Raw genomic sequence first — 15,323 nt, forward strand, 5'->3', positions numbered from 1 at the left:
ATGATTGATATTGAAAAGCTTGTTCACTAGGAATTTTGCAGCTGTTCCATTTCCTGGTCTGTCAATTTTTCACGCCAGACGGTGGCGCCGAGGTTTGTGAGCTTGTCTTCAAGCTTGCTGTATCCTCTGTCAAGATGTTCAAGACCGGTAATTTCCGTAACTCCTTCCGCCATGAGCCCGGCAACAACGAGGCAGGCTCCCGCTCTCAAATCGCTCGCTTTCACTTTGGCGCCTTGAAGTTGAACAGGTCCGGTGATGATTGCCGATCTCCCTTCGACTTTCATCGATGCACCCATGCGCCGCAGCTCATCGATATGTTTAAAGCGGGCGGAATAGATCGTGTCCGTGACAACGCTCGTCCCGTTTGCCTTTGTGAGAAGCGAGGTCATCGGCTGCTGCAGATCAGTTGGAAAACCCGGATATACAAGCGTCTTGAGGTCGACCGGCTTCAGCTCCTTCTGTCCGCCGATCATCAAAATTTGGTCGCTGCTTTCTTCGATCCGAATTCCCATCTCGCGCAGCTTGGCTATCAGCGATTCTAAGTGTGTCGGTATCACGTTGTCGATCAGGACTTCCTGACCCATGGAGGCCGCTGCGATCATGAAGGTTCCGGCTTCAATCCGGTCTGGAATAATCGAGTGTCTGCAGCCGTGCAGGGACTCAACGCCTTCGATGCGGATGACGTCAGTGCCCGCGCCTTTGATTTTCGCACCCATGCTCGTTAAAAGTGTGGCGACATCGATGATTTCCGGTTCCTTCGCAGCGTTTTCAATTACGGTTCTGCCTTTTGCGAGTACGGCGGCAAGCATAATGTTGATCGTTGCTCCAACACTGACGACATCAAGATAAATGCGTGCCCCTTTTAATTCCTCTGCACGCAGATAAATCGCACCCTGTTCATTTGTCACTTCGGCTCCCAGCGCTTCAAAACCTTTGATATGCTGGTCAATCGGTCTCGGACCGAGGTGGCAGCCGCCTGGAAGTCCAATAACCGCTTTTTTAAAGCGGCCGAGCATGGCTCCCATTAAATAGTAAGAAGCCCGGAGCTGCTTCACTTTTCCATTCGGCAAAGGCATGCTGATCATCGGCGCAGGATCAACGACCATTTCTCCATTTTCAAAATGAACATTTCCGCCGATCTCCCTCAGCAGGTCGCGCAGCGTCAAAATGTCCGAAATATCGGGAAGACCTTCAAGAGTAACCGTCGATTCAGCCAAAATCGTTGCAGGTATCAAAGCGACAGCACTGTTTTTAGCTCCGCTTATATGTACTGTCCCGTTGAGAGGATCGCCGCCAGCTATATTTAACTTTTCCATGATCGTCTCCTTCCTTAAAGAAGATAGCTAATGGAGCGTAAAAAAAGAGAACTCAAAATAAACGGTTCATATCAAAATCTATCCAATTAAAAGAGAAAGAATACAACACATTTCAAAATTTATCAGGAAGAAAATAGCGAAGCTGTCTGCGGCATTTCCAAAACATTCATTTCTCTTCACAAGACAAAATGGTGACAAACAGAGGGGGCGCCTCCACTTGCCACTCACAATTAGCCTTTTCGCCTTATTTGTTCCAGTCTGCTAAAAACTGTTCAATGCCTTTATCAGTCAGCGGGTGCTTCGTCAGCTGGTGAATGACTTTCAGCGGCATTGTACCGATATGAGCCCCTCTCAGAGCAGCTTCTGTGACATGCTGCGGATGGCGGATTGATGCGGCGATGATTTGCGTATCCAAACCATGAACATCAAAAATCTGCCTCACTTCGCTGATCAATTCCAGGCCGTTATGGCCGATATCATCCAGGCGTCCCAAGAACGGGGAAACATATGTCGCTCCGGCTCTCGCTGCCAAAAGCGCCTGGTTTGCGTTGAAGATGAGCGTGACATTCGTCTTGATACCGAGATCAGTCAGCGCTTTAACAGCTTTCAGACCGTCAGAGGTCATCGGAATTTTCACGGTGATGTTTGGCGCGATTTTCGCAAGCTCTTTTCCTTCTTCAATCATCTCTTCCGCCTTTAGAGAAATAACCTCGGCGCTGACAGACCCTGAAACCACCTCTGTAATCTCGCGCAGACGATCATGAAACGAAATGTTTTCTTTTGCAACTAAGCTGGGATTTGTCGTTACTCCCGCAAGAACCCCCAGAGAATGAGCCTCTTTAATCTCGTCTATATTTGCAGTATCAATAAAAAACAACATATTGATAAAACCTCCTGTCATGAAAAATGTCTGAACTATGGAACTTGTTTGCGCTTTCCGAGATGATATGGATAAAACCGCCTGTCTTCTATCAGGCGGCTTTTTTGACTGAACGGGAAGCAAAAGAGCCTCATGCCAATACAGCATGTGTGAACAGCGCTTCCCAAAAACGCCGGAAAAAACATCCTATTTCCCCCGAAAGGGAAACAGGCGTGTTTTTCCAACCGTCATTAAGCTTTGTTTGAAGAACCGAATTCGCGCATTTTGCCGATAACTGTTGCTTTGATCGCTTCGCGAGCAGGTCCGAGGTATTTACGAGGATCGTATTCATCAGGCTTGGCTGCCAATGTTTCACGAACAGCTTTCGCAGATGAAATCTGGTTTTCAGTGTTAACATTGATTTTAGCTGTTCCAAGAGAGATCGCTTTTTGGATGTCAGCAGTCGGGATACCAGTACCGCCGTGAAGAACAAGCGGAAGACCGGTTGTTTTTCCGATTTCCTCCATCTCTTTGAAGCCAAGATTTGGTTCCCCTTTGTAAGGGCCGTGAACAGAACCTAGTGCTGGTGCAAGGCAATCGATGCCTGTGCGCTCAACAAGCTCCTGACACTCTTTAGGGTCAGCGTAGATGACGCCTTCAGCGATAACATCGTCTTCCTGTCCGCCGACTGTTCCAAGCTCTGCTTCTACTGATACTCCATGGAAGTGAGCGAGCTCAACAACTTTGGAAGTTGTTGCGACGTTTTCTTCAAATGGATGGTGGGAAGCGTCGATCATCACAGATGTGAAGCCTGCATGAATCGCTTTCGCGCAAGATTCGAAGCTTGAACCGTGATCTAAGTGAATGGCGACAGGAACTGTCACATTGTATTCTTCCATCAGTGCTTTTACCATGGCAACGACTGTTTTGAAGCCGCCCATGTAGCGTCCCGCACCTTCAGAAACACCGAGGATCACTGGAGATTTTTCTTCTTCAGCAGCCTGTAAAATCGCTTGAGTAAACTCAAGGTTGTTTAAGTTAAATTGTCCGACAGCATATCCGTTTTCTTTTGCGTTATTCAACATTTCCGTCATTGATACTAAAGGCATGTCGAAAGTCCTCCTTATGTAGCCTGATTTGCTCTTTTGCGAAAAAAGCTCTCCACACCTACCTAGCATGACCAGAAAAACCTGCCATATGTAAAATGTTTTGTTTATTAAACTTTAGATAGCTTTTCTCTACTTATATAGAATAACAATTTATCGACAAATCGGCAACATCATCGCTTGTGACAACATCAAAAACTTTTTGGATCCGCTAACCGTTTGACTTGATCGGGAGGTATGTTTTGACCGCCTCGCGGATTTCATCGATATCAAAAGGCTTGGCAAAGTGAGTCAGGGCGCCAAGCTCCTTCGACTCCTGGATCATGTCCAGTTCGCCGTAGGCGGTCATGATAATGACGCGGATCTCCTCATCTATGACTTTCATCCTTTTTAAAATTTCGATTCCATCCATTCCAGGGATTTTCATATCAAGCAAAACAAGGTCGGGCCGTTCCTTTTTGACAATGTCGAGCGCTTGAATGCCGTTGGCGGCCTGGAAGGTTTTGTACCCTTCTTTATTGAAAACTTCATTCAGCAAAACCCGGATACCGTACTGATCATCTACGATTAAAATCTTCTCATTCATTTTTCTACACCTCTATAATTATAATTTTCGCCAAAATTAAGCAGTAGTTTATCTATTCTGTTTTGATTTTCTCTTTTCCTTTAATTAAAATATTTAAGTTTGCGACATATTTAGAGGATTTTTCCCAAGATTCTCTTTTGTTATATAATGATAGTCAGTAAAAAAGGAGGAGTCAGCTTGCTTAAAATCTTTACCACACAATTGTCGGGAATCTTCAACCGGATTCAGGACGGTGAATCCGAGCCGATCGAAGACGGCGCCCGTCTGTTGGCCCAGGCGGTTATCAGCGATCACTCGGTTTATGTATATGGAAAAAATGAATTGGAGGGCATTCTGAAAGAAGCGCTCTATAGTTCTGAGCCGTTTCCTTCCGCCAAACCGCTGCCGCGGTATGAGGAAGACTGGCCGGATTTTCAACCGGCGGACAAAGTGCTGATGTTCTGCGCGCATTCCTCAGACGATGAAGAGCTGAAAATGGCGGAAAATCTGAAAGAAAAAGGAATCGATCTCGTTGTCGTGTCCCCTGTCGGCAAGGAAGGCGCCCCGATTGCAGCATCGGCCGATGTACACATTGATTCAAAGCTTAAAATGCCGCTTCTTCCCGATGATGACGGGACGAGATTCGGCTTTCCGTCGCTTATGGTCAGCCTCTATATTTATCATGCCCTGTCCTTTACATTAAAGGAAATTCTTCAGGAATACCAATAAAAAAAGCTTGCCTGAAGGAAATAAGTTGCGGATGAGGCCCGCCTTATGAATTTCATACCGGTCCGGCCTCGCCGCAAGGAAAAAAAGCCTGCCAGCAGTTGAACCGCTGACAGGCTTTTTATGATGTTTACAGCTTTTCTGACGCTTTTAATGAAGCTTGAACGAAGTCTCTGAACAATGCTTGCGGTCTTGTCGGTCTTGAAGTGAATTCCGGATGGAACTGTGACGCGACAAACCACGGATGGTCTTTCAGCTCGACAATCTCTACGAGGCGGCCGTCAGGGCTTGTCCCTGAGAAGACAAATCCGGCTTCTTCCATCTGCTGTCTGTACTCATTGTTAAATTCGTAGCGATGGCGGTGGCGTTCGTAAACCACTTCATTCCGATAAGCCTCATAAGCTTTTGAACCTTCCTGGAGCTTACACGGATAAAGGCCGAGGCGAAGTGTTCCGCCGAGATCTTCAATATCCTTTTGTTCAGGAAGCAGATCGATGATCGGATGTGGTGTAGAAGGATCAATTTCAGCCGAATGCGCACCTTCAAGGCCGAGAACGTTTCTTGCATATTCGATCGATGCCACTTGCATGCCGAGGCAAATTCCCAAGAACGGAATCTTTTGCTCGCGCGCGTATTTGACGGCGGCGATTTTCCCTTCGACACCGCGGTCCCCGAATCCGCCCGGAACAAGAATTCCGTCTACATCATGGACCAGTCCGGCCACGTTTTCTTCCGTTACTTCTTCGGCGTTGATCCATTTAATCTGAATGTCGGAGTCGAACGCATATCCAGCGTGGCGAAGCGATTCAACGACTGAAATGTAGGCGTCCGGCAGCTCGACGTATTTGCCGACTAAAGCGATTGTCGCCGATTTAGAAAGGTTTTGCACTCTATTGACAAGCTCTTTCCATTCTTCCATATCAGCTTCTTTGCATTCCAGCTTCAAATGGCTGCAGACAAGGTCGTCAAGCCCTTGATTTTGCAGATCAAGCGGAATGGAATACAATGTTTCGGCATCCCCGGCTTCAATCACCGCTTTAGGATCGATGTCGCAAAACAGCGCAATTTTATCTTTCATATCTTGAGAAATCGGCATTTCCGTTCTGACGACGATCACGTTTGGCTGAATGCCGAGGCTGCGCAGTTCTTTTACACTGTGCTGTGTCGGTTTTGTTTTCATTTCTCCCGCCGCTTTCAGATATGGAACAAGCGTACAGTGAATGTACATCACATTATCGCGGCCGACATCGCTCTTGATTTGGCGGATCGCTTCGAGAAACGGGAGTGACTCGATATCCCCGACGGTGCCGCCGATTTCTGTAATCACGACGTCAGCGTTCGTTTCTTTCCCTGCGCGGAACACGCGGTCCTTGATTTCATTTGTGATATGGGGAATGACCTGAACGGTGCCGCCCAGGTAGTCTCCTCTGCGTTCCTTTTTCAGCACTGTGGAATAGATTTTTCCCGTTGTCACATTGCTGTATTTATTTAAATTGATGTCGATGAAGCGCTCATAGTGTCCCAGGTCAAGGTCGGTTTCCGCACCGTCATCGGTTACAAATACTTCTCCGTGCTGATACGGACTCATCGTGCCGGGATCCACGTTGATATACGGATCAAACTTTTGAATGGTGACGTTCAAGCCTCTGTTTTTCAGAAGGCGCCCGAGTGAAGATGCTGTGATTCCTTTTCCAAGCGAGGATACAACTCCTCCGGTTACAAAGATATATTTTGTCATTTCTGTACCCCTCTCTTCAATTAACGCTTATTCCTTAAAATGCTCCGTTTATGGAAAATCATTTAGATCTTTTCTAAATGATTTAAATGATTAGGAGGCGGAAAAACAAGAAAGCTCCCTTTCAATTTCTTGAAAGGGAGCTGTTAGTTCGTATCACTTGAATCTCTTCTTTTTGAAGAGCCCAAAATACATACTACATAGTTCGCCTGTGAAAGTCAAGATCGATTTAAAAATGTATATGCCGTTTAAGACATATCATTAATCTTCGTCATCCTCGTCATCATAATCGTCATCCAAGATCTCGTCTTCAAGATCATCAAGCTCGTCATCATCCGCCTCATCGATATCGTCGTATTCCTCGTCGTCAAGGTCAAGATCTTCTTCAACATCGTCAAGGATGATATCATCCTCGTCAATTTCTTCGAATTCATCAAGAGCGAGGTCCTCTTCAACAGCTTTTTTCGCTTTTTTCTTCTTCGCTTTTACGGTCGGCTGTGTTTCTTCATCGAGCTGATCATACGGATACCAGCTGCGCAGACCCCACGTTTGGTCTGACAGCGCCAAAAAGCGGCCGTCAATATTTAAATCCGTGTAAAACTGGGCAATGCGGTTTTCCAGTTCTTCTTTCCCCAATCCAAGCAATGAAACCACTTGGTCTGTAAGCTCCTGGAAAGTCATTGGTTTCTTTTGTTCAGAGAAAATTTCGTATGCGATTTCAACTAAAGCCATTTCCTTTAGCTGCTCTTCTGAGTATTGTTTCAAACTCATCGCAGGACACTCCCTTTCTAGCTTCATGTATGTATCTACTATCTTTGTCATAGAAAATAAGCATGTAATTTCTGTCTTTACGACAAACCATACCTCTCATTATAAACAAAAGAAAACACTTTATGCCACCTTTATTCCCGTTAATTCATTAATTTTTACCGTACGGGCGGGAAAAGGAAGACCGGGGAGACGAAGCCTGGAAACAGGGCGGCCGCGAGAGCGCGAAAGCTCGTTGAAAAAACCATGCCGGCAGCATGTCCGCCGGCACGGTTTAGAGAGGATTCATTTCATCAGCATCCTCGAAATCACGATTCTCTGAATTTCCTGCGTCCCTTCATAAATTTGCGTGATTTTCGCATCCCGCATATAGCGTTCAACCGGATAATCCTTTGTGTATCCGTACCCGCCGAAAATCTGCACGGCCTCCGTCGCCGCTTTCATCGCCGTATCCCCGGCAAAAAGCTTTGACATCGCGGATGCTTTCCCGTAAGGAAGTCCTTCCGATTCCAGCCAGGCCGCCTGATAGGTTAGGAGCCTCGAAGCCTCGATCGCCGTCGCCATATCAGCGAGCTTAAAGGCGATGCCCTGCTGTTCGGCAATCGGCCGGCCAAACTGCTTTCGTTCCTTCGCATACGCTTTAGCCGCCTCTAACGCACCTTGTGCAATGCCGACGGCCTGGGCCGCGATTCCATTTCTGCCTCCGTCAAGCGTCATCATCGCAATTTTAAAGCCTTCTCCCTCTTCACCGAGGCGGTTTTTTAAAGGAACGCGGCAGTCCTCAAAGATAATTTCCGTTGTCGGAGAGGAACGAATCCCAAGCTTCTTTTCTTTTTTCCCGACAGAAAAACCCGGAAAATCCTTTTCAACGATAAAAGCGGTGGTCCCTTTGTGCTTAGCTTCCGGATCCAGCGCAGCAAACACAATGTAGCAGTCGGCGATTCCCCCGTTGGTGATAAAAATCTTCGTCCCGTTTAAAATGTATTCATCACCGTTTTTGAAGGCGGTCGTTTTCATCGCGCCGGCATCGGATCCTGAACCGGGCTCCGTCAATCCATATGCCCCGATCTTTTCGCCGCGCGCCATCGGTTTTAAGTACGCCTGCTTTTGCTCTTCCGTTCCAAAAGCATAGATAGGCCAGCCGGCAAGCGACGTATGAGCGGACAAAGTGACGCCGGTTGATGCACAGACTTTGGAAAGCTCTTCAACCGCCATAACATATGCCAAATAATCACTGCCGATTCCCCCGTATTCCTCAGGCCACGGAATGCCTGTCAGCCCCAGTTCTGCCATCTTTTGAAACAGCCCTCTGTCAAACCTTTCTTCCTCATCCCGCTCCTTTGCTGTCGGCTCCACCTCATGCTTTGCAAAGTCACGCACCATTTTCTGTATCATTTGATGCTCTTCTGACAGCGTAAAGATCATCGCTCTTTCCTCCTCTGTCACCTTATAAATGCTTGCTGATGACGATTCTCTGAATCTCGCTCGTTCCCTCGTAGATTTCGCATACTTTTGCATCTCTGAAATACCGTTCAGCGTCGAAATCCTTTGTATAGCCATAATCGCCGAGCAGATGCACCGCTTCATCAGCGACATACAGCGCCGTTTCTGAGGCGAACAGTTTGGCCATTGACGCCGCCTGCCCGGTTTTCATCCCTTGTTCCTTCAGCCAAGCGGCCCGGTAAACGAGAAGCTTCGCGGCCTCCGTCCTCGTCGCCATATCGGCCAGCTTAAAAGCCGCTCCCTGCCGCTTTTGATGCATCTCTCCTTTCGGATAGCGCTTTTTCAAAAAGTCAATGGCATAAGCAAGCGCTCCTTCGGCAATCCCAAGAGCCTGCGCGGCGATGCCGATCCTGCCGGTGTCCAGATTTGCCAAGGCCATTTTAAACCCTTTGCCTTCCTCGCCAAGCAGCTGACGGGCCGGGATGACAGCGTTATCAAAATTCAAAGTGACGGTTTGCGACCCGTGCAGGCCCATTTTGTCTTCATTTTTTCCGATCTGAAAGCCAGGTGTGCCTTTTTCTACGATAAAGGCGGAAATACCCTTTGTTTTCGCCTCCGGATTTGTTGAGGCAAATACGAGGTACACATCCGCCCGGCCGCCGTTGGTAATAAACACCTTTGATCCGTTCAGCACATAGGTGTCTCCGCGCTTTTCCGCCCTTGTTTTTAAACTTCCGGCATCAGATCCGGCGCTTGGCTCTGTTAAACAAAATGCCCCCAAATATTGCCCGGAAGCGAGCTTTTTGACGTATTGCCCTTTTTGCTCATCAGTGCCGTATAAAAGAATGGGAATCGTGACAATCGATGTATGGACAGATAAAACCGCGCCCAAAACGGCGCTTACCTTTGACAGTTCATGAATCGTCATGATGTACGAAACAAAGTCTTTGCCCGCTCCGTTGTACTTTTCCGGAACCGGAAGCCCCATCAAGCCGCGTTCCGCCATTTTTCTTAAAATCTCTCCGGGGAAACGGCCCTTTTCCATTTCCGGCACAAAGGGAGCGACCTCCTGTTGGACAAACTGCCTGATGAATGTCTGCATGCGGCTTTGTTCCTCTGTAAAACGAAGGTTCAATATCCGTCCCTCCTTTAGGCTTCTCTGTACGTATAAAAGCCTTTGCCCGTTTTCTTGCCAAGGCGTCCGGCACTGACATATTGCTTTAGGAGGGGGCACGGCCTGTATTTATCATCTCCGAAGCCTTTGTGCAGCGTCTCCATAATATATAGGCAAGTGTCGAGCCCGATCAGGTCGGCAAGGGCCAGCGGCCCCATTGGATGGTTCATGCCGAGCTTCATGATTCCGTCAATGCTTTCCTTTTCCGCGATTCCCTCATAAAGGGCAAACACCGCTTCATTGATCATCGGCATTAAAATCCGGTTGGAGATAAACCCCGGAAAATCATGGACTTCAATTGGCACTTTGTTCAGCTTCTTTGCGCATGTGACAACGGTTTGATAGGTCTCATCACTCGTCTCCAAGCCTCTGATCACCTCGATGAGCTGCATGATCGGCACGGGATTCATAAAATGCATGCCGATGACATTCTGCGGTTTTTGCGTGACCGACGCAAGCTCTGTAATCGACAGGGACGATGTATTGCTGGCCAATATCGCTGAATCTCCGGTTATATCGTCCAAGCGCTTGAAAATCTCTTTTTTGATGTCCATTTGCTCGACGGCGGCTTCGATGACAAGGAAAGCGTCCGCGGCATCTTCAAGCGACGCTGCGGGGGATAAACGCTGATAGATTTGTTTCACATCTCGGTGCGGCATTTTCCCCTTTTCCGCCTGTTTGACAAGCTGGTCGGAAATTCGCTTCATTCCTTTTTGAATTTGTTCTTCTGATACGTCATGCATATCAACATTGTAGCCGGCCTGGGCGCACACCTGGGCGATTCCGGACCCCATCTGACCTGCGCCGATGACCATGACCGTGTCATTTCTCATATCAAAATCCCCCTTTTTAAACTTCAATCATAACGGCATCTCCCTGGCCGCCTCCGCTGCAAATCGCCGCAATGCCCGTACCGCCGCCGCGCCGTTTTAATTCGTACATCAGCGTCAAAATGATTCTGGCTCCGCTTGCACCGATCGGATGGCCGAGGGCAATGGCGCCGCCGTTGACATTGATTTTTTCCGTATCAAGGCGGGCGATCCGTGCGCTGGCCAAAGCGACCGCGGCAAAGGCCTCATTGATTTCAAACAGGCTGATGTCGGCAAGCTCAGCCCCCGTTTTTTTCAAGAGCTCCTGAATGACAAGGCCCGGCGTTTTTGGAAAGTCTTTGGCTTCGACAGCAATCGATGTATGCGCAGTTATGACGGCGGCGGGCGACAGCTTCAAGGCTTTCGCTTTTTCTTCGCTCATCATGACGAAAGAACAGGCCCCGTCATTTACACCTGGCGCATTGCCCGCTGTGATCGTGCCGTCCATATCAAAGACGGGCGACAGCTTCCCGAGACGTTCCAGCGATGTATCAGCCCGGGGAGCTTCATCCTGGTCAACCGTTATTTCCCTTCCCCGCTTTTCTTGAATCCTGACCGGAACGATCTCTTCTCCAAAGATACCTGATGAGGCCGCCCGTACAGCCCGCATATGGCTTCGCAGCGCCCACCGATCCTGTTCTTCCCTTGTAATCTCTAATTCTTTTGCCGCGGCATTCCCGTATGTGCCCATGTGCACACCCGTAAATGAACATGTCAAGCCGTCTGTGATCATTGAATCCCGAACAGTTCCATTTCCCATCCGCAGGCCCCATCTCGCTTTGTCCAGCATATAGGGTGCGTTTGACATCGATTCCATCCCGCCGGCGGCAATGACTTCCGCATCGCCGGCACGGATGATTTGATCGGCCATGGTGACGCTTCGTAAACCGGATGCGCATACTTTATTGACCGTTTCTGTTTTAACCTCCCACGGAAGTCCTGCATGCCGGGCCGCCTGCCTTGACGGCAGCTGTCCCTGCCCTCCCTGCAGAACGGACCCCATGATGACTTCATCAATATCCTCCGGTCTTACCCCGGACCGCTGTAACGCTTCTTTGATGGCAATACCTCCGAGTTCGGCGGCCGTTTTTGTCTGAAGCGCGCCCCCCAGCTTTCCAAATGGCGTCCGCGCACCGCCTGCAATAACCGTTCTGACCATTTATACTCCCCCCGCTTTGTCTTTTGAATATTGACGATAAAAGAAGGCGGAGATAAAGCTCACACCTTCTTTTATTCAACCTTTCTAGGAAGCATGTTCTTTCTCTTCTGATCCAAATACAGCGCGTTCGAGCAGCTCACAAACATCATATGTGCCGACTTGATCCTCGATTTCCTTTGCCTTCGTCCCGTCGCCGAGCATTGTTAAGCAATACGGGCATCCCGAACTGATGACCGAAGGTGAGGTGCTGAGAGCCTGCTCTGTTCTGGCCACATTGATTCTCGCGCCCGTCTCCTCCTCCATCCACATGAGGCCGCCCCCGGCTCCGCAGCACATCCCGTTTTCACGGCTGCGTTCCATTTCCACCAGGCGGATTCCTGAGATCGAGCGCAGAATCTCCCGCGGCGGGTCATATACTTCGTTGTAACGGCCCAAATAGCAGGAATCATGGAAGGTGACCGTTTCATGGACCGGGAACTCCGGCTTGAGCCTGCCTTCCTTAATGAGTGTGGCGAGTAATTCTGTATGATGATAAACCTTTGCTTCCAAGCCGAAATCAGGATACTCATTTTTAAAAACATTGTATGCATGAGGGTCGATGGTTACAATTTTTTGAACATTGTTTTTCGCAAATTCCTCGATATTCTTAACGGCCAGCTCCTGAAATAAAAACTCGTTGCCGAGCCGTCTCGGCGTATCGCCGGAATTCTTTTCTTTATTGCCTAATATCGCAAAGGAAACACCCGCTTGGTTGAGGAGGCGCGCGAAAGCCAGCGCGATCTTTTGGCTTCTCCTGTCATACGACCCCATCGATCCGACCCAAAACAGGTATTCAAACGCCTCTCCTTTTTTCTTCATTTCCTTGACTGTCGGAATCTCAACGTCTTCTCTCGCATCGCGCCAGTTTTCCCGTTCTTTCCTGTTCAGCCCCCAAGGGTTGCCCTGCCTTTCAATACTGGTCATGGCCCGCTGGGCATCGGCATCCATCTTGCCTTCTGTGAGCACGAGATAACGGCGGAGATCGATGATTTTGTCGACATGTTCATTCATGACCGGACATTGGTCTTCACAGTTCCGGCATGTTGTGCAGGCCCAGATTTCTTCTTCGGTGATGATGTCGCCGATCAGACTTGGATTGTAAAGCTCTGCTGCAGCGGCTTCCCGCGATCCTTCACCGCCGGCGGCCATGGCAAGCTGATTGCCCTTTGTATGTTTAAAAAACGCCGCGGGAACCCACGGGGTTTTTGAAGTGACAGCGGCGCCCTTCTCTGTCAAATGGTCTCTGAGACGCAAAATCAAATCCATCGGCGACAGCATTTTCCCGGTCCCTGTCGCCGGACACATATTCGTACAGCGGCCGCATTCCACACATGCATAAAGATCGATCAGCTGGGACTGTCTGAATTCCTCAATGCGCCCGACCCCAAACGTTTCTTTTGATTCATCTTCAAAATCGATTTTTTCAAGCTTGCCCGGATTTGTCAGACGGCTGAAAAACACGTTCGCCGGACCGGCCAGCAAGTGGGCATGCTTGGACTGCGGAACATAGACCAAAAACGTCAGCAAAATCAAAAGGTGGGCCCACCAGGCAGCATAGAACACAACGGCGGCCGCGGTTTCACCGATAAAGCCGAAAATGAAGGCTGCGGCAGACGCCATCGGTTCATGCCATGACGGCGAATGACCGTGCCAGATGATGTTCATCCCGTTTCCGAGCAATACGGTAAACATTAAACCGCCGATCAAGATGAGCACGATCCCGGACTTTACATTCCGCTTCAGCCTGACGAGCTTTTCGATATACCGTCTGTAAAAAGCCCAGACGACCGCGATCAAAATCAACAGCGTCACAATTTCCTGAAAGAAAGTAAACGCCGGGTACGCTTTGCCGAGCGGCAGCCCCCTGTCCGGCAAAAGCCCTTTCACAATAAAATCAATCGCGCCAAACTGGACGAGAATAAATCCGTAAAAAAACATCACATGAATGATGCCGCTTTTTTTATCCTTGAGCAGTTTTTTTTGGCCGAACACATTCACCCATATCTTTTGAAGCCGTTCCTTTATCCTTTTATCAAAAACCTCTTTTTGCCCGAGCCTGATGTAGCTGACTCTCGTTTTAACCAGATAAATGAACAGATAAACGGCGTAAGCGGTTACACCTAAAAATGCAAGGAAATTCAACCATAACAAATCATTCAACTGCAGCTCCCCCTTTCATGTCCCAATCCCCTTCCGAACTACCTTTATCTTAAATAATGAATGAGTGTTCAGTCAATGTTTTTTCATAAATCCGGAAAATAAGGGTACACTAATTCTCTACATGTCTTAAAGGAGTGTCCTCTTTCGTGATTCCGTTCATGATGATTTTGTTTCTGCTCATTCTGCTGGCGGTGTTCGACTTTTATTTCGGCCGAAAAGCATTGAAAAAAAGGGCTTATGAACCTGTATTTTCGGAGAAAAGAAGCGACATTGAACTGATTCACAACGGAGAAGACCTGTGCGAGCGGCTGATGCACGATATACGGCAAGCTGCATCATCGGTCCATGTCATGTTTTATATGATGAAGCACGACGCTATCAGCCTCGAATTTTTCCGGCTGCTGAAGGATAAAGCGGAAGCAGGAGTTCCCGTATATTTACTGATCGACCGGATCGGCTCCATGAAAGTGAAGAGAAAAACGATGCGAATGCTGGAGGAAAGCGGGGCGCATGTCCATTTTACAAATCTCCCGGCTTTTCCTTTTTTCCTTTATCGGCTGAATGCGAGAAATCACCGGAAAATCACGATCATTGACGGAAAAATCGGTTATGTGGGCGGCTTTAATATCGGAATGGAATACCTCGGGAAGGAAGAAAAATTCGGTCCGTGGAAAGATTATCATTTGCGAATGACGGGAGAAGGCGTTGCTGATCTGCAGCACATTTTTTTAACAGACTTAAAAAGAAATGCGCCTTTGATAAAACTGAAAAGCAATCCATTTCCCGCCCTGCACAAAGGAGCCGTCACCCATACGATGCACGCTACCAAGGGATTTTCGCTCGAAAAACGCTACGTGTCACTGATTGACCAGGCAAAAGAACGAATCATGATCTGCACACCTTATTACATCCCGAGCCCCGCTTTAGAGCAGGCTGTGCTCTCAGCAAGAAAACGGGGCGTGATCGTTTCGATTCTCATCCCGATGAAAGCCGATCACCCGCTGGTCAAAGAAGCCGCCTTTGTGCATTTTTCCGCGCTTTTGGAGGCCGGCTGCTTCATTTACAGATATTACAAGGGGTTTTACCATGCCAAAGCAGTGATTGTGGATAACAAGCACGTCATGATCGGGACAGCAAATTTTGATTTTCGCAGCTTGTTTTTCAATGATGAAGTCAGTGTCGTCATCCATGATAAAGAATGGTCCAAACAGTTTCTCTCCGTTGTTCAAGAAAGCATTGAACAGTCAGAGCTGCTGACGAAGGAACGGTACGCGAAGCGGCCTGTGATCCAGCGCCCCTTGGAATGGCTGGCAAAATCGGTCGCCTATTTTTTGTGAATTCGCGTTTACTGGATCAACATCTGGGGTAACAATTCATCAAAATGAATATTTACATATCGGAGGG

Annotated in this window: 13 protein-coding genes; 2 read left to right on the forward strand and 11 right to left on the reverse strand. The window is 48.3% G+C overall.

Annotation, left to right across the window (positions count from 1 at the left end; all coding sequences use genetic code 11):
• Positions 1-26 precede the first annotated feature (26 nt).
• The 4 genes from P3X63_RS20575 to P3X63_RS20590 form a co-directional block, all read right to left on the reverse strand.
• Entirely contained in the window at positions 27-1,316 is a 1,290-nt protein-coding gene (locus P3X63_RS20575; RefSeq protein ID WP_026589108.1) for a UDP-N-acetylglucosamine 1-carboxyvinyltransferase, read from the reverse strand.
• 244 nt (positions 1,317-1,560) lie between these two features.
• Positions 1,561-2,196, reverse strand: coding sequence for a fructose-6-phosphate aldolase (fsa, locus tag P3X63_RS20580; RefSeq protein ID WP_026589109.1), 636 nt, complete (start codon positions 2,194-2,196; stop codon positions 1,561-1,563).
• Positions 2,197-2,426: 230 nt separating this feature from the next.
• The gene (locus tag P3X63_RS20585) at positions 2,427-3,284 is read right to left on the reverse strand and encodes a class II fructose-bisphosphate aldolase (RefSeq protein WP_077736031.1); all 858 of its coding nucleotides are present in this window, start codon (positions 3,282-3,284) and stop codon (positions 2,427-2,429) included.
• Between the two features lie 208 nt (positions 3,285-3,492).
• Complete coding sequence (locus tag P3X63_RS20590; protein ID WP_026589112.1) at positions 3,493-3,867, reverse strand: response regulator; 375 nt, start codon at positions 3,865-3,867, stop codon at positions 3,493-3,495.
• Positions 3,868-4,044: 177 nt separating this feature from the next.
• Here P3X63_RS20590 and P3X63_RS20595 point away from each other — a divergent pair, with 177 nt between their 5' ends.
• Positions 4,045-4,575, forward strand: a complete 531-nt coding sequence (locus P3X63_RS20595) for a DUF2529 domain-containing protein (protein ID WP_026589113.1) — start codon at positions 4,045-4,047, stop codon at positions 4,573-4,575.
• 127 nt (positions 4,576-4,702) lie between these two features.
• Here P3X63_RS20595 and P3X63_RS20600 read toward each other — a convergent pair whose 3' ends face one another.
• The 7 genes from P3X63_RS20600 to P3X63_RS20630 form a co-directional block, all read right to left on the reverse strand.
• Positions 4,703-6,310 (reverse strand): CTP synthase, encoded by a 1,608-nt coding sequence (locus tag P3X63_RS20600; RefSeq protein ID WP_026589114.1) that lies wholly within the window; start codon positions 6,308-6,310, stop codon positions 4,703-4,705.
• Between the two features lie 258 nt (positions 6,311-6,568).
• A complete protein-coding gene (gene rpoE / locus P3X63_RS20605) occupies positions 6,569-7,078 on the reverse strand; it encodes a DNA-directed RNA polymerase subunit delta (RefSeq protein WP_026589115.1) in 510 nt (169 codons plus the stop codon).
• A 282-nt stretch (positions 7,079-7,360) separates the two neighbouring features.
• Positions 7,361-8,500 carry an acyl-CoA dehydrogenase gene (locus P3X63_RS20610; protein WP_277691834.1) on the reverse strand — a complete coding sequence of 380 codons (1,140 nt, stop codon included), beginning with the start codon at positions 8,498-8,500 and terminating at the stop codon, positions 7,361-7,363.
• Between the two features lie 22 nt (positions 8,501-8,522).
• Positions 8,523-9,653 (reverse strand): acyl-CoA dehydrogenase family protein, encoded by a 1,131-nt coding sequence (locus P3X63_RS20615; protein WP_077736029.1) that lies wholly within the window; start codon positions 9,651-9,653, stop codon positions 8,523-8,525.
• 14 nt (positions 9,654-9,667) lie between these two features.
• Positions 9,668-10,525: a 3-hydroxybutyryl-CoA dehydrogenase gene (locus tag P3X63_RS20620; RefSeq protein ID WP_026589118.1), complete on the reverse strand. Its 858-nt coding sequence runs from the start codon at positions 10,523-10,525 to the stop codon at positions 9,668-9,670.
• Positions 10,526-10,541: 16 nt separating this feature from the next.
• A complete protein-coding gene (locus P3X63_RS20625) occupies positions 10,542-11,720 on the reverse strand; it encodes an acetyl-CoA C-acetyltransferase (protein WP_077736028.1) in 1,179 nt (392 codons plus the stop codon).
• 84 nt (positions 11,721-11,804) lie between these two features.
• The gene (locus tag P3X63_RS20630) at positions 11,805-13,919 is read right to left on the reverse strand and encodes a (Fe-S)-binding protein (protein WP_077736027.1); all 2,115 of its coding nucleotides are present in this window, start codon (positions 13,917-13,919) and stop codon (positions 11,805-11,807) included.
• Between the two features lie 158 nt (positions 13,920-14,077).
• On the opposite strand from P3X63_RS20630, the gene cls reads away from it, so the two are divergent.
• Positions 14,078-15,256: a cardiolipin synthase gene (gene cls, locus P3X63_RS20635; RefSeq protein WP_035428671.1), complete on the forward strand. Its 1,179-nt coding sequence runs from the start codon at positions 14,078-14,080 to the stop codon at positions 15,254-15,256.
• Positions 15,257-15,323: the final 67 nt, after the last annotated feature.

The organism is Bacillus sp. HSf4 (assembly GCF_029537375.1).
GTDB lineage: Bacteria > Bacillota > Bacilli > Bacillales > Bacillaceae > Bacillus > Bacillus sonorensis_A.